The organism is Paenibacillus sp. SAF-068 (genome assembly GCF_051967555.1).
Classification (GTDB): domain Bacteria; phylum Bacillota; class Bacilli; order Paenibacillales; family Paenibacillaceae; genus Paenibacillus.
The window spans coordinates 523,869-541,831 of record NZ_JBQCJX010000002.1 but is presented as its reverse complement, the minus strand read 5'-3'; the positions used below and the strand labels follow the sequence as shown (position 1 = coordinate 541,831).

18 protein-coding genes are annotated in these 17,963 nt (G+C 46.1%); 4 read left to right on the top strand and 14 right to left on the bottom strand.

Annotation, left to right across the window (positions count from 1 at the left end; genetic code table 11):
• Positions 1–74: 74 nt before the first annotated feature.
• Complete coding sequence (locus ACTHPG_RS16375) at positions 75–773, top strand: YhcN/YlaJ family sporulation lipoprotein (protein WP_440390617.1); 699 nt, start codon at positions 75–77, stop codon at positions 771–773.
• Between the two features lie 7 nt (positions 774–780).
• Here ACTHPG_RS16375 and ACTHPG_RS16370 read toward each other — a convergent pair whose 3' ends face one another.
• From ACTHPG_RS16370 to ACTHPG_RS16345, 6 genes are all read right to left on the bottom strand, one after another.
• Complete coding sequence (locus ACTHPG_RS16370) at positions 781–1,233, bottom strand: pyridoxamine 5'-phosphate oxidase family protein (RefSeq protein ID WP_289389880.1); 453 nt, start codon at positions 1,231–1,233, stop codon at positions 781–783.
• A 98-nt stretch (positions 1,234–1,331) separates the two neighbouring features.
• Positions 1,332–2,393 carry an LCP family protein gene (locus ACTHPG_RS16365; RefSeq protein ID WP_440390616.1) on the bottom strand — a complete coding sequence of 354 codons (1,062 nt, stop codon included), beginning with the start codon at positions 2,391–2,393 and terminating at the stop codon, positions 1,332–1,334.
• A 90-nt stretch (positions 2,394–2,483) separates the two neighbouring features.
• Positions 2,484–2,780 carry a YlaH-like family protein gene (locus ACTHPG_RS16360; protein ID WP_036614990.1) on the bottom strand — a complete coding sequence of 99 codons (297 nt, stop codon included), beginning with the start codon at positions 2,778–2,780 and terminating at the stop codon, positions 2,484–2,486.
• A gap of 303 nt (positions 2,781–3,083) precedes the next feature.
• On the bottom strand, positions 3,084–4,928 hold the full coding sequence (typA, locus tag ACTHPG_RS16355) for a translational GTPase TypA (RefSeq protein WP_440390615.1): 1,845 nt from the start codon (positions 4,926–4,928) through the stop codon (positions 3,084–3,086).
• A gap of 176 nt (positions 4,929–5,104) precedes the next feature.
• Positions 5,105–5,599 carry a hypothetical protein gene (locus tag ACTHPG_RS16350; RefSeq protein WP_440390614.1) on the bottom strand — a complete coding sequence of 165 codons (495 nt, stop codon included), beginning with the start codon at positions 5,597–5,599 and terminating at the stop codon, positions 5,105–5,107.
• A gap of 293 nt (positions 5,600–5,892) precedes the next feature.
• Positions 5,893–6,552 (bottom strand): TerC family protein, encoded by a 660-nt coding sequence (locus ACTHPG_RS16345; RefSeq protein WP_440390613.1) that lies wholly within the window; start codon positions 6,550–6,552, stop codon positions 5,893–5,895.
• Positions 6,553–6,639: 87 nt separating this feature from the next.
• On the opposite strand from ACTHPG_RS16345, the gene ACTHPG_RS16340 reads away from it, so the two are divergent.
• Positions 6,640–7,350 carry a TerC family protein gene (locus ACTHPG_RS16340; protein WP_440390612.1) on the top strand — a complete coding sequence of 237 codons (711 nt, stop codon included), beginning with the start codon at positions 6,640–6,642 and terminating at the stop codon, positions 7,348–7,350.
• Between the two features lie 120 nt (positions 7,351–7,470).
• Here ACTHPG_RS16340 and thiI read toward each other — a convergent pair whose 3' ends face one another.
• The 6 genes from thiI to ACTHPG_RS16310 form a co-directional block, all read right to left on the bottom strand.
• Positions 7,471–8,712 carry a tRNA uracil 4-sulfurtransferase ThiI gene (gene thiI / locus ACTHPG_RS16335; RefSeq protein ID WP_440390826.1) on the bottom strand — a complete coding sequence of 414 codons (1,242 nt, stop codon included), beginning with the start codon at positions 8,710–8,712 and terminating at the stop codon, positions 7,471–7,473.
• 6 nt (positions 8,713–8,718) lie between these two features.
• Entirely contained in the window at positions 8,719–9,867 is a 1,149-nt protein-coding gene (locus ACTHPG_RS16330; protein ID WP_440390611.1) for a cysteine desulfurase family protein, read from the bottom strand.
• Positions 9,868–10,037: 170 nt separating this feature from the next.
• Entirely contained in the window at positions 10,038–10,790 is a 753-nt protein-coding gene (locus tag ACTHPG_RS16325) for a lytic transglycosylase domain-containing protein (protein ID WP_440390610.1), read from the bottom strand.
• A gap of 185 nt (positions 10,791–10,975) precedes the next feature.
• A complete protein-coding gene (locus ACTHPG_RS16320; protein WP_440390609.1) occupies positions 10,976–11,389 on the bottom strand; it encodes a hypothetical protein in 414 nt (137 codons plus the stop codon).
• A 35-nt stretch (positions 11,390–11,424) separates the two neighbouring features.
• Positions 11,425–11,643 carry a DUF1540 domain-containing protein gene (locus ACTHPG_RS16315; RefSeq protein ID WP_440390608.1) on the bottom strand — a complete coding sequence of 73 codons (219 nt, stop codon included), beginning with the start codon at positions 11,641–11,643 and terminating at the stop codon, positions 11,425–11,427.
• Positions 11,644–11,808: 165 nt separating this feature from the next.
• Positions 11,809–12,315: a YpuI family protein gene (locus tag ACTHPG_RS16310; RefSeq protein ID WP_421885723.1), complete on the bottom strand. Its 507-nt coding sequence runs from the start codon at positions 12,313–12,315 to the stop codon at positions 11,809–11,811.
• Between the two features lie 283 nt (positions 12,316–12,598).
• Here ACTHPG_RS16310 and ACTHPG_RS16305 point away from each other — a divergent pair, with 283 nt between their 5' ends.
• Complete coding sequence (locus tag ACTHPG_RS16305) at positions 12,599–14,473, top strand: S8 family peptidase (RefSeq protein WP_440390607.1); 1,875 nt, start codon at positions 12,599–12,601, stop codon at positions 14,471–14,473.
• A gap of 101 nt (positions 14,474–14,574) precedes the next feature.
• Here the strand turns inward: ACTHPG_RS16305 and ACTHPG_RS16300 are convergent, their stop codons facing one another.
• On the bottom strand, positions 14,575–14,832 hold the full coding sequence (locus tag ACTHPG_RS16300; RefSeq protein ID WP_076211601.1) for a hypothetical protein: 258 nt from the start codon (positions 14,830–14,832) through the stop codon (positions 14,575–14,577).
• Positions 14,833–14,918: 86 nt separating this feature from the next.
• Complete coding sequence (gene pdxR / locus ACTHPG_RS16295; RefSeq protein ID WP_440390606.1) at positions 14,919–16,439, bottom strand: MocR-like pyridoxine biosynthesis transcription factor PdxR; 1,521 nt, start codon at positions 16,437–16,439, stop codon at positions 14,919–14,921.
• Between the two features lie 108 nt (positions 16,440–16,547).
• On the opposite strand from pdxR, the gene ACTHPG_RS16290 reads away from it, so the two are divergent.
• A complete protein-coding gene (locus ACTHPG_RS16290; protein WP_440390605.1) occupies positions 16,548–17,777 on the top strand; it encodes a PLP-dependent aminotransferase family protein in 1,230 nt (409 codons plus the stop codon).
• The last annotated feature ends 186 nt before the right edge of the window (positions 17,778–17,963 follow it).

Below are 17,963 nucleotides of genomic sequence, written 5' to 3'. Positions count from 1 at the left end.
ATACATAAATGTATTCGACTAGGGCAAAATAATTGTCAACCATTCTGAAAAACTCCAAGAAAGGATGAACATTTATGAAAATATGGGTTTGCACGCTGCTTCTGATCTTTATACTTACAGGTTGCAACACTTCCTCACGCAGCGCTTCACAGGAGCCACATACGTCACATCCAAGAAGTTACGGAGGAAATGTGACAACTCAGCAAGATCAAAGGAAAGGATCTCACATGCTCAATGCACAGGAAGATCGGATGAATCCTTCACGATTGGACCGTCTCAATGAGGATACAGGTGAAGTCCATGATACCAACATTGCGGATGATGCAAAGAGTGGCCGGATGCCAAATGAAAAACGAATCAATCACCTTAAAGCTCTTGCCAAGCAAGTGGAAGGTGTTAAAGACGCAAACTGCGTTATTCTCGGCAATACAGCCGTCGTTGGTATTGATGTTGACGGTGAACTGGAACGCGCTCGGGTAGGTACCATCAAGTACTCGGTTGCCGAAGCGCTTCGTAAAGACCCTGAAGGTGTGGATTCCATTGTTACTGCTGATGCCGATGTCACTGAACGAATCAAAGAGATCGGTGAACATATCCGTCAAGGGCACCCCATATCCGGTTTTGCTTCAGAACTCGCTGACATGGTGGGACGAATTATCCCACAACTTCCGAAAGACGTTAAAGTCCGTCAAAATCCGGATGAACACGTGAATCAACAACAACAAATGCAACAGCTCCATTCCTCCGACAAAAGACAACAAAAAGCCCAGTGATCTCTCACTAGGCTTTTTTCATGGCAGCAAATACCTGCTCATCTAATTTCTCAGCAGCACGCTGATCATATATTTTGACATATTGAGGCACAGAGGACAATTGAGCGCCGTAAAACAGAGCATTCCTCACCGCTTCAATTGTAATGTCGAAACAGCACATATTAAATGGAACATCCTGCAACGGATCTTGTCGTACCGCAGCACGGCCGTTCACTGCGTATACCGTCTCTTCTCCAAAGACTGTAACCGTAATGAGCGGATTAGTTATCATGTTATTCACTAAACGTGAACGATGATCAATCGCTACACGAAAAGTAGAAGCATTCTCCGCATAAATCCAGGAGATGGCTGTTGAAGTCGGACCTCCGGATTCTACATCCACTGTGCTCAGAAGCACAAAGGTCTCGTTCTTGAATTGCTGTAAAAGAGATTCAGTTAATTGTGTGACGGCTTCGGACATTCAATCAGCCCCCTAACCTTCTTTATGCAATTCTTATCCTTGGTTTATGTTATTATAGCATACCCATTAACGTGCTTCCAATCCCAAAAGAATGAAGGTTATTCACCTGAAGATGAAGGGGTTACTTTACCTGAAAGTGTATCTTGTAAAGCCTGTTTCGCATTGGCGAGTTCTGTCTCATTGATATACACATAGGGACTTCTCCACTCTCCGGTAACCGGAGTATAATGCACATCCGAGGTGGAAATGTTCCAATACGTCGAGATAAAGTTTTTCATTTGTTCCGATTCCACATCTGTCGTCATATTCTTGTCAACTGCACCAATCACTTTGCTAATCTTCGTAATGCCACCAAGAGATTTCATCTGATCCAGCATGGAGTTCAGCACTTGGTTTTGACGTTTGTTACGGTCAAAGTCATTGGATTCAGCAGTCTTCGGATTACAATTGGATTTGCGGTAACGAACAAAATCCAGTGCCGCTTTACCATCGAGATGTTGCGCGCCTGCGACCAGATTGATATCTGTGCCATCGGCTGTATCTCTGTAACACATATTTTTATCCACAGTCACATCCACGCCACCCACGGCATTAACAGCATCACGGAAAGCCTGGAAATTCAGTACGGTTGTATAATTAATATCTACATCCAAATACTTGCCCATCATTTCCTTCATCTGATCCTCTGCATTTTTGCCAGTGGTTTTTTCCTGTGCTTTGAACCTTGGATAATAGGAATTCAGCTTGTTGGATTTGTACCCATCCAATTGTATACGGGTGTCTCGAGGCAAAGAGACAATGGTTGCTGTCTTGGTCTCCGGATTCAATGAAGCTACCATAACGACATCTGAGAGATATGTGCCAGTTTCAGGACGGTTATCTGTGCCTAATAATAGCATCGTGATCGGTTTGGTTGTGGCTGACATCCCGGGAGGTACCGGTTTATCGATGCCTGTATCCACGACTTGATTGTATACCCAGTACGCATATCCACCGCCTACCAGAATGGCAATAACCAATAGACTTAAAAAGATTCTGCCAAAAGCATTCATTCTCTTTTTCTTCTTAGGTTGCTTGCCCTTGCCATTCTTCGATCCAGAAGCACCGGATTGCGTTGGTGCCTGTCTCCGTGGAGGCAGTCCGTTCGAATTTGAGTTCATATCTTCAACACCTTTATCACATCTGTTTTTGTCTAAATAAAAGACAACCGCTTTCCCTAAGGAAAACGGATGGTCTGTACAAGACAGGATTTATGAATTTCGAGCGGCAGCTTCCGCTTTTTTCTTTTGACGACCTTCAATGAAATAACGCACTCTTACTAACAACATCAAACCAACCGCGACCAACAAACATTGAATGATGGGAAGCTTGTCGATCTGAAAAATAAGAAGCATGAATGTGCCCATCGCCATCAATATATAGAGAACGATTTCCTTACCAAGTGGCAATTTCTGACGTACCCGAAACACCTTGTTATATACGTAAGTAATCAATACAAAGATGACGATGTAGGCTACGATCGGGTGCGATGCGAACCATGCTTGCATGCACAGCCAGCTCCTTTCGTGTTCATGCTAGGATATAAGTTAACTGGTTGATGGAGCACCACCAACAACATTAATTACAAAGCTCTCTATGTGACCGTTTCGGATTCGGATCGTTCTTTTGGTCGCTGTTATCCCCAGATTTTTTTGATCCATTTTTCAATGGTAAAATCCGGGGATAAAGGCGAACGCTTCGCTCCTACAGAATCGATTCCGTATCCTCCACTACTTTAGTGGGTTGTAATCAACGTCGATGGGCATGTGTGTTTCATCAAATGCTAACTTATATAAATTATTTTGTTGTTATTAGGCTTTGGAAGCCATTTTGCGTTGTTTCTCCGCACGTTCACGCTCGGATTTATTCAAGATCTTCTTACGAAGACGAATAGATTTTGGTGTAATCTCACAATATTCATCTTCATTCAGATACTCAAGCGCCTGTTCCAAAGAGAAGATAATTGGAGTTTTAATTTTAACTGTATCATCTTTACCAGAAGAACGAACGTTAGTCAGTTGTTTTTCTTTGCAGATGTTAACAACGATATCATTGTCACGTGTATGCTCACCAACGATCATACCTTCGTAGATTTCAGTTCCCGGCTCCAAGAAGAGCGTACCGCGATCCTCAACACCCATCATTCCGTAGAACGTAGATGTACCTGTTTCAGTTGAGATCAGCACACCTTGGTGACGTCCACCCACTTGACCGGATACTACTGGAGCGTAGCTGTCAAATGCATGGTTCATAACTCCGTAACCACGAGTCAATGTCAGGAAGTTTGTGCTATATCCGATCAAACCACGTGCTGGAATCAGGAACTCCAGACGAACTTGACCACTACCTGTGTTGACCATGTTAACCATCTCTGCTTTACGCGCGCCCAGGCTCTCCATTACGGAACCCATGCTTTCTTCAGGGATATCAATCAACAAGCGCTCAAGAGGTTCCATTTTCTTACCGTCAACTTCTTTAACGATAACTTCTGGTTTTGATACTTGAAGCTCATATCCTTCACGACGCATGTTCTCAATCAGGATACCCAAGTGAAGCTCACCGCGTCCGGAAACGACAAATGCATCCGGGCTTTCCGTTTCGTCAACACGAAGGGAAACGTCTGTTTCCAATTCTTTTAACAAACGCTCACGAAGTTTACGGGAAGTTACCCATTTACCTTCACGACCTGCGAATGGACTGTTGTTCACGAGGAACGTCATTTGCAGGGTAGGCTCATCGATTTTCAAAACTGGAAGTGCTTCTGGATTGTTAGGGTCGGCAATGGTTTCACCAATATTGATGTCCTTGATCCCTGCAATGGCAACGATGTCACCTGCTCCTGCTTCTTCCGTCTCAATACGTTTGAGACCTTGGAAACCGAACAGTTTCTCAATACGTGCAGTTTTGCTCTTACCATCACGCATAATAACCGTTACCGATTGTCCTTGACGGATCACACCGCGGTTAACACGACCAATGGCAATACGACCAAGGTATTCATTGTAGTCCATCAAAGTAACGAGGAATTGAAGTGGTTCTTCAACATTTTCGGTAGGGTGTGGGATGTGACTAACGATGGTATTGTAGATCGCCATCATGTTGTCATCCTGTTTAGCAGGATCACTTTCCATGCTGGATGTTCCGTTCAATGCGGAAGCATATACAACAGGGAATTCAAGTTGTTGATCGTTGGCACCCAGTTCAATGAACAGGTCCAATACTTCATCAATTACCTCAGCCGGACGAGCCGCTGGACGGTCAATTTTGTTTACAACAACGATAGGTGTCAGGTTGTGCTCCAGTGCTTTACGAAGTACAAACTTCGTTTGGGGCATACAGCCCTCATAAGCATCAACAACGAGCAATACGCCGTCAACCATTTTCATGATACGTTCCACTTCGCCACCGAAATCGGCGTGTCCTGGTGTATCCACGATGTTGATCAGGTAATCTTTATAAGTTATAGCCGTGTTTTTGGCCAAAATCGTAATACCGCGTTCACGCTCCAAATCGTTGGAGTCCATTGCGCGCTCCTGTACCGTTTCGTGATCACGGAAAGTACCGGATTGCTGGAGCAACTTGTCGACGAGCGTAGTTTTCCCGTGGTCGACGTGGGCAATAATCGCAATATTGCGAATGTGTTCTCTTGAATGCATGGTTTGTATCCATATCCTTTCCAATTTCAATTCTTATCTACTAAACTTCCCGCAATTTCGCAGGTTACTCACAAAATAAGCGTCGGTGATATCCCGACGCATGTCTATATCCCTTATATTATAGTTTATTATAGGTAAAAATCAAGATATTTCGCACGAAAAGACCACTGGGAATGTTACCAGCCTCTCCCTTGACGTCCTCGTCCCAGCAATAACCAGACTCCGCCCAGGATTAAAAGGACAGCAAGTACATAGATTATTCCCGTTTGCAGCAAGGTAAATCCGAATAATATGATGGACACCGCACCAAGGATCAAAGCTACAGGTAATACATATTCCGGTCTTCGCCGTTCAGCCATTCCATATTCGAGTAGCCCTATGGCAATCCCGAGCAAGAATGCTGGCCACAACCTGCTCATAAGTCCAGCGCCCCATGTATTCGTTATACTGAATAAAACACCATACACTGTTAGTACGCCGGCAGGAACAAGCGACCACGCTGGTGAAATACGAGCATAATATAACGCATGAAGGGCGATACCTGGTAACAGGATCAGCAAAGGCCAGAAATTACGACCGATGAAGCCAAACACACCAAACTTGCCAAGCAGAATGATAATTCCTGCAACTACAATGAATAGTCCAATCGCTTTTTCATTTCTCATCCTCATCTGCAATCACCTCTTATACCATGGCTATGTACTTTACTTCCTGATAAACGCATATTCCAGATCGACTGTTCGTTTTCAAACCTGGAATCCTGTTTCTAGTGTATCCGAAGTTTCGGCAAAAAACTATACTTTATGTCGCACTTTGCATGTGCCCTTTACCTGTATTACCCTAAATTGTGCAACTGATGACTAGCCCAATGGGAGTTGTCATGACAAGAGCAATTTCTCAACACAAAACCGCCTAAACCACGTGGTTCAGACGGTCATATATCATGCTTTTATCCATTGTTAAACTATGCGTTCTTCCGCACAAATTTGTGTGCTCCTCCAACTGCAACCACGAGACAAGCCATCGCTATGGGTAGCAGCGTATGCACCTCTGATGCCATACCTCCAAGCCATTCTCCCAACTTGGGATCTTTCATCACCATCTCACCCGCTGTGAAAGCCAGAATGCCTGATCCGGCGAATACGAGAATCGGAAATCGCTTGAGCAAACCAACAATTAAACCGCTCCCCCATACGACAATAGGAATACTGATTGCAATTCCGATGACAATCAAAGCCAAATCTCCATCTGCCAAAGCCGCTATGGCCAAAACATTATCCAGGCTCATTACAAAATCGGCAATCAGAATGGTTTGAATGGCTTTCCACGTCGTAGAAGCTTCTCGAATATGTAATTCATCATCATTTTGAAGCAGCAACTTCACGGCAATCCAGAGTAGCAAAAGCCCACCTGCCGCTTGGATAAAGGGAATCCCCAGCAATAATACCGCGACGAAGGTTAATACACAGCGCAGCAGCACCGCACCAAAAGCTCCCCACCATACCGCCTTTTTCCGTTGTATTGGTGGTAGATCTTTGCTCGCAAGCGCAATAACAACCGCATTATCTCCACTCAATACCAGATTGATCATTAAAATCTCAGTCAACAGCCAGAGTGTATCCATGTCCTCATCCCCCCACATTAACTTGTATGTCAGAGTTGTCCATGCTATTCTTAATGATTGAACCGTATATAAGGAGTGACATATCACATGGAGCTATTTAGCCCCGCATTCTGGCTGGCTTTGCTGAACGTTGTCTTTATTGATCTCATTCTGGCTGGAGATAATGCCATCGTCATTGGCCTCGCAGCTCGAAATTTGCATCCTTCCGTGCAGAAAAAGGCGATCCTGTACGGCACGGGCGGCGCACTGCTGATTCGAATTTTGGCAACAGTTGTTGTTTTATGGTTGCTTAAAGTGCCTTGGCTCTTGCTTGTGGGAGGCATCCTGCTGATCTGGATTGCCTATAAATTATTGGCGGATCAGGGAGACGAACACAATGATGTCCAGGCGGGGACTTCCTTATGGACCGCTGTACGTACAATCGTAATCGCGGATGCAGCCATGGGACTCGATAACGTGATTGCAGTTGCCGGAGCTGCGCAGCAGCATCTCGTGCTTGTCATCCTCGGACTCCTGATCAGTGTACCTATTATTGTCTGGGGCAGCACCCTGTTCATCAAGCTGATTAATCACTTTCCCTGGATCATTTATGTTGGAGCCATCGTTCTGGGATACACGGCTTCCAATATGATTACGGAGGAGCAGCGACTATTGCCTTACTTTACCGAACATCCGGCATTGCGCATTCTCTTCATCGTTGTGGTTATCGCTGGCGTAGTCTTTGCAGGTTATCGCAAACGCTCCAGCAGTTCCAGCCGCAAAGGATCTGGCGGGGAACAACAGCGCTCCTATTCTTAAGCTAAATTCATCCAAACCTTTTTTGAATACAGCAAAGGACTGAACGATATCTCATCGGACAGTCCTTTTTTTGCAGTTAACATAGCCCTTATTATGTCAGCCATGCTAATTTTATTGAGTTTAGAACCAGTCATCCTTCATGCCATTATCGCCTGTCTGATTCGTTACCACAGAAGTTTCACCGGCGTGCAGAGTGATTGTTTCGGTTCGTTCCACCGCTTGATCCACCCATTCTGGCAGATGGCTCATTGTTGATTCAATTTTATCCACAATTCGAAGATTGGGATTGGTTGAAGGTGACTTTGGCACAAAGAGAGTACAGCAATCCTCATAGGGCAAAATGGAGATATCATACGTTCCGATCTGTTTGGACAGCGTAATGATTTCCTGTTTATCCATCATAACCAGTGGTCGCAGCAGCGGAAGATCTGTCGCACGACCAATGACATTCATACTTGGAAGCGTCTGGCTCGCTACTTGTCCCAGGCTATCTCCGGTGATCAGTGCTAGTGCGCGCTCACGCTCAGCAAGTTTGGAAGCAATTCGCAACATCGAACGTCTCATCAGAGTAATAATCAGATTGTCCTGACCCAGTTGGGTAAATGCCGTTTGGATCTCCGTAAATGGAACCAGATGCAGCTTGATTGTTCCTGCATGATCCGCAAGGGCACGCGCCAGATCTATGACTTTCTCCTTGGCACGCTGGCTTGTGAAGGGGTAACTATAAAAATGTACACATTCCACTTCAAGTCCACGGCGCATGGAAGACCAGGCTGCCACCGGGCTGTCTATTCCACCTGATAGCAGTACCATCGCTTTTCCATTCGTCCCCAGCGGAAACCCGCCTACTGCAGGAATGGTTTCATTGAAAATATACGTGCCCTGATCCCGAATTTCCACTCGGAGCTCAATATCAGGCTCGCGAACATCAACACTCAATTGCTGGAACTTCCGAAGAATCGGGGAACCAACCAGATGGTTCATTTCATGTGAAGAGTTGGGGAACTCCTTCCATACCCGCCTTACATTTACCTTGAATGTAGTACCTTCCTTGAATTCGTCTTCCCTTTCATCCATAAATGCAACTGCCGTTTTCACAATCTCATCAAGTTCGGATGGGGTGACTTTAACCGGACTAATCGACATCACGCCAAATACACGCTTTAGTACCTTAATCAGTTCAATATGTGATTCACCGCCAAGATCTACATAGACACGGCCATATTCTTTCCGAAGGCTCGCTCCCGGATAAGGTTTAAGCAGAGCTTTCACCTGTGTGATGATCGTCTTTTCGAATCGTGCACGATTTTTCCCTTTCAACATAAACTCTCCGAAACGGAGAAGCAGCATATCATATTTCATATCCATTCACATCCGCCTTTCGAGGGGGCGCAACTGCGCCACCATCTGATGTAAAGCCTGTTCAAGCAAGGCTACATCTTCTTCTGTATGTTCATCTCCAAGACTAATACGCAATCCGCCACCAGCACAAGCTGCATCTCTGCCCATCGCAAGAAGAGCCCGACTCGGTTCAGCCGAACGCGAAGAACAGGCCGATTGGGTGGATATGGTTACGCCAAGTTGCTCCAAGGTGTGCAGCGCCACTTCTGCCTTCATCCCGGGATAGGAGAAGTGTACAATATGAGGTGCACCCTCGGTGCGACTGTTCAATTCAAATTCAGGAATATCACGTATCGTTTCCATCAATCGATCGCGGAGTACCTGGGTTCGCCGGGCAAAATCAGCCTGGCCTTCTGCTGCCATCCGCATGGCTTTGGCCATGCCTACCAACAAGGCCACGTTCTCCGTGCCTGCTCTTAGGCCATGCTCCTGTGATCCGCCTGATATTAATGGCGTAAGTTCCACTCCACTTCGCACATACAAGAGACCTGCTCCCTTTGGTCCACGGATCTTGTGGGCTGACAAACTGTACAGATCTGCACCCCAATCGACAGGTGCAACCTCCATTTTCCCAAAACCCTGAACACCATCCACATGGAAGAGCACTCGCGGTGCTTTCTTTTTCAGCTGTTTGCCAATCTCCGCAATTGGATGAATCGCCCCTGTTTCATTGTTTACATGCATCAGACTCACAAGCACCGTATCCGGTCTGATCGCATCTGCAACCTGCTGAGCATTCACCACACCCGCGGGATTGACAGGAATTAGCGTCACATCCCATCCCCACTGCTGCAATTGCATGACACTTTCATACACCGAGGCATGCTCGGTAGCCGTTGTGATGATATGTTTGCCTCGTGACGCATAACGTAATGCCGCACCTTTAATCGCAAAATTATTGCTCTCGGTCGCTCCAGAAGTAAATACAATCTCCTCAGGCTTAACACCTATTGCCGCAGCACAGCCAGATCGTGCACGACGCAACAATTGATGAGCACGCTCTCCATATCCATGAATAGAGGATGGATTACCGAATTGTGACTCCATAATTTCGGCCATCGTACGAATTACATCCGGATGGGGAGGCGTAGTTGCAGCATAATCAAAATATTTCAAATGAGGTTAGACCTCCCTTATCTCTTCGTTCATGATCTTACAGTGAGCATTGTAACATGATACCCATACAACACAAAAAGACCAACCGGGAACAAGCGTTTCAAGCGCTGCTGCTCCCACATTGGATCTCATCCTGCCTATCTGTGTTATCGCAAGTGTATTCTGTGAGTTTAGATCACATATTTCGACCGTGCCTTCTCCACTTTGGAGATATAATTCTGTGTTTCTGAAGGCAGACGGTTAAGTACACTCATCAGTTCACTATCACTCGACACGCCCAGACGTGAAACACGACCCGGTCCTGCATTATATGCAGCAAGCGCCATGTTCACTTCTCCACCGAAACGCTGGAGCTGAAGAGAAAGATATTTAGTGCCCGCATCAATGTTCTGGGCAGGATCAAATGAATTACTCACACCCAGCCCCGCAGCCGTTCCATCCATTAATTGCATAAGCCCCTTGGCACCTGCGGAGGACACGACATTTGGATTAAAATTCGACTCTGTGTCAATGACGGCCTTGATCAATGATTCAGGAACACCATATTTGGCACTTGCCTCCGCAATCAAAGATTCATAATCGGTAGGTACAGATGCCCCGGAATCCACAATTCCTGTATTGGATACAGATAACAAAGACTCCACGATATTATTAGAGACAGAGGACGATCCTGCAGTTTTTATATCCGGGTTGTACGTACTTCCAAGTTGTAACCACAACAAACCATCACTGGATCTTTTGGAGACTGTGGCGGTGGAATCCGTATTGCTCGTCGAATTGGTACCTGTGCCTAACAGCCCGTCCATCACATTTGCAAAGTCCACTGTTGAACCAGCATCTGGTTGTGATCCAATGGTTTGGTTATTCACATTGGATAATTGCAGTTCCAATAACTGCCGCGATCCACTTGGATCAATCTGCATGAGTTAACCCACTCCCGTATGATAAGCGTATTATGACCTTATTCTACATCGTTTTACAGCAAGGTTCCATTGTTTTCAAAAAAATAGATGAATCTGATCATTTAACCTGCGCATATACGAAAAAAACCTTCTGTGAGTCACCACCATGGGTGAAAACAGAAGGTTTGGAGTTAAATATTCAACACTTAACGCGCAAATGGAATCATGAAAAAATAACTCAGCGTGGCTACAATACCCAGTCCAATGGACCAGGCTCCCGCTGTCTTCCGACCATTAACATAAGCATAGTAACCCAGAACAGCTGCCGCTGGTCCAAGTACGATTGACCACATGAACAAGGACGCAATGCCAAAGGCAAGACCCATATAACCTGCGACTTTGCCTGTCGACTCCATGACACGGTCTGCCTCATGCTTCTCAGCTACAGGTTCTGAACGTTCAGTCCTTTCAGCTCTGACAACAGTCGGAGGAGCGACCTCTGCCCCGTACTCTTCCCGATGTACTTTTCTTGGATAATCGACACGCATACGCTGTTTTTCACTTTCACCCTTGGTTTCAGGGCGATCCTTAAAATGAATGTTATTATCGTCATTTTTCATTTGGAAGCACCTCCATTATGAATAGGGATGACTGCTCACTTGGGTTTGAACGTGTGACAGCATGTTGCAGAGGATGTACGTGCATGATCATGGTGGTCCGAGTCAAATGTCTCACCGGCAAATTCCTCATGCAGACGACGGGTGGCATGTTGGTCAATGTCAATCATGATGGCATCAGCTTGGCAGAAGTTGTTTTCTCCCCAGTAATTGCAGTTGGAGACGCTGCATTTGACAATTGGTTTGTCTTGGCTCATTTTTTTATCACCTCGACTACTATTCTCTCCCCGCCACAAATCCGATATTCTCCGCTAAAATGCCAGATGATGACATGATCTCATCACGTCTGATTCTCACCAAAACACAAAAAAACCGCCACAAGGGCGGTTTCGTTCCATTTCGTATTAAGGTTTAAACATGAATTAAGCGTGATTCCGTTGATTTTGCATACGGCGCTGAGTCAGGTAGTCACTTTCATAAAATGCCAGATCATCGCGCAATTCTTCGTACGTTTTGGAAACCTCAAGAATGACATCCCGTACTGCACGAATTGGCTTGTCACGAAAACGAATGGCATCTTGTCCTGTGTAAGCATATCTTCCGTCTTCGGAATAACATTCATTTTTGGGATAGAAAAAGCTGTTTACGCATTGGTGATACGTATTATAAAGAGCCTTTTCGGCAAAATCGACATCAAAGTTGGCACGACGCAGCACAACGCCAAGTTTTTCGTAAGAAACTTCAGAAAAAACGAGCAAATGACGGAGATCTGAAAGAAATCCTTTGTAGAAGGCAGTTGATTCTTCGGTCTGATTCTGATCCAGTTCAGGCAAAGCATTCTCATTCAAAAATTTTTCAATCCGATCGATAGCCGGTTTTAACTTTTCCCTAGTTGACTCACATGTTTTCTGTACATTGGCTGCTGACATAAAGGTAGCTCCCCCTTAAATAAGTCCTTACATATAGGTCGGCCAACGGTGGTTTTCCCCTGACCTTTGAATTCTCAGCTATAATCCTACCATAAAAAGATGACGAGCGGTATCCCTTAATCATGCTTTCCGTTTCCGCCATTAAACATGCCTCTTATACGCAGTCAGACTCGAGCTCGCTTGCATAAAACGTTCCGCTTTTTCTAACGATAGATATAACCAGTGACATCGATGAAGCACTGTTAATGATTGTTTAAAATGAATGAAGGAGGTTCCAACCATCATGTCCAGACCGAAATGGGTTAACTGGGCCCTTGCAGCCGGTGCAGGAGCGCTCGCCCTGACGCTTTTGCTTCCAACATCCAATCGTCAAGAACCTAAACCAAGTGCGCTGTCCGACTCTGCTCATGAAGAGCATACAAGTAAGCACCGTCTGAAAGTACAGGATGTCAAAGCAACAGATCTCTTAACCCGCATGGACGCCAAACAACATCTCAGTATCATGTTGGAGAAAACCGCCACAATGAATGCAGCGCAGATAAGTCGATATGTGAATGATCTCCAACGTTCACATGAACATATCAGATCCATTCATCTCATGAATATCAATGGCTCCTTCAACAAGCCGTTTGATAAAGCTTCCACACAAGGAAGCAAGTTGGAACAACAGAAGCTTCAACATGCGCTGAACCTTGCCAAAAAAGCGATAAACAAACGTCAAAGTTTCGAATCCTCTTCTTTCCCTTTGGGAAAAGAAAAGTATTTTGTGATGGGGCAACCCTCCAAGGATGGCAAAAGAGCTGTAATTTCCTTATTCAGCCAGAACGTATTAAATGCTGTTGAACAACATCAACGCAAAAATCTTCGCATGATTCCTTATCCGCGAGAAGGTAAATTCAAAATTGAATCGGTTCATCCGGATACGCTTAACGAAATTACAGTGAAAACCGGTCATGATAATGCCAATGCCAGTCATTTTTACGAAAATGAAATCGTCATCCGTTTTCGTCAGGATCCCGGTGAACGTGACATGCGTATCATTAAATCTGATCTGAGAGCTCAATCCGCGCGCAAGCTGGGATACACGTATGTTTTTCGGTCAGAACACATGAGTTACAAGCAATTGCATAGCTATTTTGAAAGCAAATGGAATCCACTTTATATGGAACCCCATTACATGTATTTAACCAATGATACCGTAACTGAACAAACCGATGTAACGATACCCAATGACATCTTGTTCTCCGATTATCAGTGGAACCTGCCTGCGATTGAGACAAATAGAGGTTGGAATATTACCAAGGGTAACAAAGACGTCATCGTTGCAGTAGTTGATACCGGGGTTGATATGAACCATCCTGACCTGAAAGGCAAGCTGCTTGAGGGTTATAATGTGGTCGAACCGGGTAGCCAACCGATGGATGATGTGGGACATGGTACACACGTCGCTGGCATTATCGGCGCCATTGTCAACAATAATGAGGGTGTTGCAGGCATGAGCTGGTATAACAAGGTACTACCGGTTAAAGTACTCGACAACTCAGGTTCGGGTACCACGTATGCCGTTGCCGAAGGCATCATCTGGGCAGCCGATCATGGAGCCAAAGTGATCAACATGAGTCTGGGCAATTATGCTGATGCGCAATTTCTTCATGATGCCATTAAATATGCTTTTGACCGGGATATCGTCCTGATTGCAGCCACGGGAAACGATAATACAGAGCGTCCAGGATACCCTGCTGCTTATCCGGAAGTATTTGCCGTATCTGCTACGGACCCGGATATGAGCAAGGCTTCCTATTCCAACTACGGGGATTATGTGGATGTGATGGCCCCGGGGTCCAGTATCGCCAGTACCTATCCAAACAATCAGTATGCGGCCTTGTCCGGAACGTCCATGGCTAGCCCCCATGTAGCCGCACTTGCAGGTTTGATTCGTTCGTTAAACCCGGATTTGACCAACACGGAAGTGATGGATTTGATGCGCCAAAGTGTTATTGACCTCGGTGATCCGGGTCACGATAAGTATTTCGGCTATGGACAAATCGATGTCTATAAGGCACTGCAAGCCGCATCAGGCAACAGCGCTCCTTTGCAGTTCTGGCCGCAACATGTCAGACAACAAATGGATAATACGATGAAAAAGTATACCCCGTAATCCGTATTGAATCTACTCCGTAAAAATACAAAAGCAGCTGCGCCCCGGGGCGTACGCTGCTCTTTGGTTTATATCCAATTTCCCCGGGGCACCCGCTGCGATTAGCGCTTGCGAGAAGATGTGCGGGCTTTACTTGATTTTTTCACGGATTTTTTCTTTGGATTGTGACTGGAAACATAGCAAGGGTCCTCTTCTTTGACAACTACAGGGTACATGTGGTGGTGAATCGGAACACAGTGATGTTTTTTGATCACTTCAATCGGGTGGATAACAGGTACGATCTGTGGGATGTAGTAATCTTCAACAACCTGGATCGGGTCACAGACAATCGGGCAAAGCGGTGGACAGTAATGGTTCATTTCAAAACCAACTCCCTTTCTGGTGATACTATAACCTATTGCAGCAGGTCGAAAGTGGATTGGATGTATGTCCATACTCCGAAAAATTATATGAGCGGTAGCCTGTCCGCCACTGTCCCACCCTGCTCAGGTGTAACTCTGTCAATGACTCGACACAGTACACGGAGGCCTTCACACAATAGCTCAACGCTCGTTACAGTGAAGCAGATACGCAGACTCGGTGTATCCATCTCCCCTACATAACAGGCGGAACCCGGAAGGAAAGAGACCCCGGCAGCAAGTGACTGATGATGCAACTCACGCATATCCAAGTTATTCGGGAGTTGGAGCCACAGATTGAGTCCTCCCTCCGGCAAACTCCAGTGCATCCCCGTAATCGCATGCTCTTCCAGCACTTCAGATGCAGCGCACAAACGAGTATACAATTCATCCCTCAATCGGGATACATAGGCACCGTACTGATTCTGAATAAAAGATTGCAACGCCTTTTGTGTAAGCAGCGGACTGCCCAAATCTGCTGTAGATTTCGCAGCCACAAGCCGGGTCAATACACTTCCGTCTGCGATGGCGCAGGCTATACGGCAACCGGGAGAGAGCACCTTGCTGAAGCTTTTGATATATACGACATGACCTGTCGCATCCATCGATTTAATGGAAGCCGGCGGAGGGTCCCGAAAATAAAGATCTGCAAATGGATCATCCTCTAAAATGAGGCAGTGGTAACTTTGCGCAAGATTTAAAAGCTGTGCTCGCCTTCTTGCACTCATGGTGATACCTGTTGGATTGTGATAAGTCGGAATTGTATAGATCAGCTTAGGAGGATAGGTATCACATAACCGGGTCAACAGATCGATACGCATGCCTTCATCATCCATTGGGACTGTAATGATCTTCGCGCCTCTACTCGTAAATACATCAATGGCTCCGGTATAGCTTGGTGCCTCCATGTATACAACATCCCCAGGTCCAACAAAAGTCCGTGCCACAAGATCAATTCCCTGCTGAGCACCACTTGTAATTAGCAGGCCTTCAGGTGCCACCCGTAGTCCACGCTCGGCAAAATGTTTGGCGAAGATCTGTCTTAGCTCCCGATCTCCCTGAAAAGATCCATACGCCGCCATACGTTCTGCATGATCAGAGGAAAGCCTGTAGGCACTGTCGATAATCTCGCGCGTGGGCAACAGTTCAGGCTGAATCGCTGACATATGAAGTTCATATCGCACTTGGGGTGACGTATCGAAATGTCTCCAGAGCTGCGCACGCGGTAAATAATCCACGAGTGCCATCTGCCAGTTCCATGACGTACTGGATTCACTGTTGGCATGGTTTCGCTTTGCTCGGTCCGCATCCTCCATCGGATCAACGTTCAATGTACCTCTTACATAACAACCTTTACCCTGAGAGCAGGTGATCAATTGAATCGCTTCAAGTTCAGCATACGCTTTGGATACAGTAACCAGGCTGACCCCCAAATCCACGGTCATTTTACGTACAGAAGGAAGTCGGGTTCCGGGTTCAATCAGTCCTGATCTGATCCGATCGGCGATCGTTAATGCAATCTGCACGTACAATTTGGTACTGCTTCCCCGCTTTAATTCAATATGCATGGTTGCTCCCCCCAACTGTTATGATCTCCATTTTACTGTTATAGTGCAGTCCGTCTATTATAGTTTATAATAACAGTATAACAGTGAATAACAGGAGATGAGAATAACATGAGTATCCCTTGGTCCAAAATGGCACAAAACACCCCGTCCTCTGTCGTTCGCGACATGCTCCAGGCCGCTCAGGCACCTGGTATGATCTCGCTAGCCGGTGGATTACCAGCCCAGACTTCATTCCCGCTGGAAGCCATCCGCGTTGCGTATGAAAAAGTATTTATGAGCGGAGCAGCCGCTCTTCAATATGCGGAGACTGAGGGTTACCGTCCTCTTCGCGCCAAAATTGCCGAACGTCTTGAATCCAAGGGCATTCCCACTTCACCCGATCACATGCTTCTCACCACGGGTTCACAGCAATCCATTGACTTGGTTTGCCGCATCCTTCTCAACCCCGGTGACCGCGTATTGGTTGAGTCACCAACCTACCTTGCTGCTCTGCAAGTCATTCATTCCTATCAGGCTGAATCTCACGGCGTAGCCTGTGATGATCACGGTATGTTGCCTGAATCACTGGAGGAACAGCTCCAGTTGCATCGTCCAAAACTTGTCTATATTAACCCAACATTCTCCAATCCTACGGGAAAAGTATGGTCCCGAGAAAGAAGACAGCAGGCTGTGGATCTTTGCCGTAAGTACGGTGTACTCATTTTAGAAGATGACCCCTATGGTGAAATCCGGTTCAACCCGGAGCAATTGGATGTCCCTGCTCTTGCAGAACTGGATGCTGTTTCCTATGACGGCCCTTCCAATGTTATCTACACCAGTACATTCTCCAAAACGGTAGCACCCGGTCTTCGTACGGGTTGGATACTGGCTGCTCCCGATATTGTCAAAATGGCAGCCCGAGCCAAACAAGGTGCCGACTTGCATTCCAGCAGCATCGACCAAAGAGCGCTTCATGCACTGCTTGAATCCTTCGATCTGGATGCGCATATCCGCCATATTTCAGAGGATTACGAACAACGGATGAAAACTCTGACCACGCTCATGGCAGCCAAGTCATGGGAAGGCATCTCATGGAATTCACCCCAAGGTGGCATGTTCTTGTGGTTGCAACTGCCTGAAGGCATGCTGGCAAGCAATCTGTTCACTTATGGTATCCAGGAGAAAGTGTGCATTGTTCCGGGGGATTCCTTCTATGCAGGTACACCGGAATTGAACCGCATGCGAATCAACTTTACTCATACGGACCCTGAGCTTCTTCCTGAAGCCGTGGAACGAATGGATCGCGCCATCCAACGCTGGCATGCTTCGTTAACATCCGACAGTGTTGTAACACTGTAATGAACTGTCATAAACGTTGCGCGATATTTTAACGTATGAGATTGACTAGGGCGTGTCTGAAAACTCCAGGCACGTCCAAACTTGATATGGGAAACACAAAAGGCGGCAGGCCCGATATCTCGGGACTGCCGCCTTTTTTATAGTATAGAACCTGTATCAACAGGATTTATGTTTTTTCGGATATGC

Coding starts and splice junctions, on each gene's coding strand:
- ACTHPG_RS16375 (WP_440390617.1), top strand. CDS start 75: ATGAAAATATGGGTTTGCACGCTGCTTCTGATCTTTATACTTACAGGT.
- ACTHPG_RS16370 (WP_289389880.1), bottom strand. CDS start 1,233: ATGTCCGAAGCCGTCACACAATTAACTGAATCTCTTTTACAGCAATTC.
- ACTHPG_RS16365 (WP_440390616.1), bottom strand. CDS start 2,393: ATGAACTCAAATTCGAACGGACTGCCTCCACGGAGACAGGCACCAACG.
- ACTHPG_RS16360 (WP_036614990.1), bottom strand. CDS start 2,780: ATGCAAGCATGGTTCGCATCGCACCCGATCGTAGCCTACATCGTCATC.
- typA (WP_440390615.1), bottom strand. CDS start 4,928: ATGCATTCAAGAGAACACATTCGCAATATTGCGATTATTGCCCACGTC.
- ACTHPG_RS16350 (WP_440390614.1), bottom strand. CDS start 5,599: ATGAGGATGAGAAATGAAAAAGCGATTGGACTATTCATTGTAGTTGCA.
- ACTHPG_RS16345 (WP_440390613.1), bottom strand. CDS start 6,552: ATGGATACACTCTGGCTGTTGACTGAGATTTTAATGATCAATCTGGTA.
- ACTHPG_RS16340 (WP_440390612.1), top strand. CDS start 6,640: ATGGAGCTATTTAGCCCCGCATTCTGGCTGGCTTTGCTGAACGTTGTC.
- thiI (WP_440390826.1), bottom strand. CDS start 8,712: ATGAAATATGATATGCTGCTTCTCCGTTTCGGAGAGTTTATGTTGAAA.
- ACTHPG_RS16325 (WP_440390610.1), bottom strand. CDS start 10,790: ATGCAGATTGATCCAAGTGGATCGCGGCAGTTATTGGAACTGCAATTA.
- ACTHPG_RS16320 (WP_440390609.1), bottom strand. CDS start 11,389: ATGAAAAATGACGATAATAACATTCATTTTAAGGATCGCCCTGAAACC.
- ACTHPG_RS16315 (WP_440390608.1), bottom strand. CDS start 11,643: ATGAGCCAAGACAAACCAATTGTCAAATGCAGCGTCTCCAACTGCAAT.
- ACTHPG_RS16310 (WP_421885723.1), bottom strand. CDS start 12,315: ATGTCAGCAGCCAATGTACAGAAAACATGTGAGTCAACTAGGGAAAAG.
- ACTHPG_RS16305 (WP_440390607.1), top strand. CDS start 12,599: ATGTCCAGACCGAAATGGGTTAACTGGGCCCTTGCAGCCGGTGCAGGA.
- ACTHPG_RS16300 (WP_076211601.1), bottom strand. CDS start 14,832: ATGAACCATTACTGTCCACCGCTTTGCCCGATTGTCTGTGACCCGATC.
- pdxR (WP_440390606.1), bottom strand. CDS start 16,439: ATGCATATTGAATTAAAGCGGGGAAGCAGTACCAAATTGTACGTGCAG.
- ACTHPG_RS16290 (WP_440390605.1), top strand. CDS start 16,548: ATGAGTATCCCTTGGTCCAAAATGGCACAAAACACCCCGTCCTCTGTC.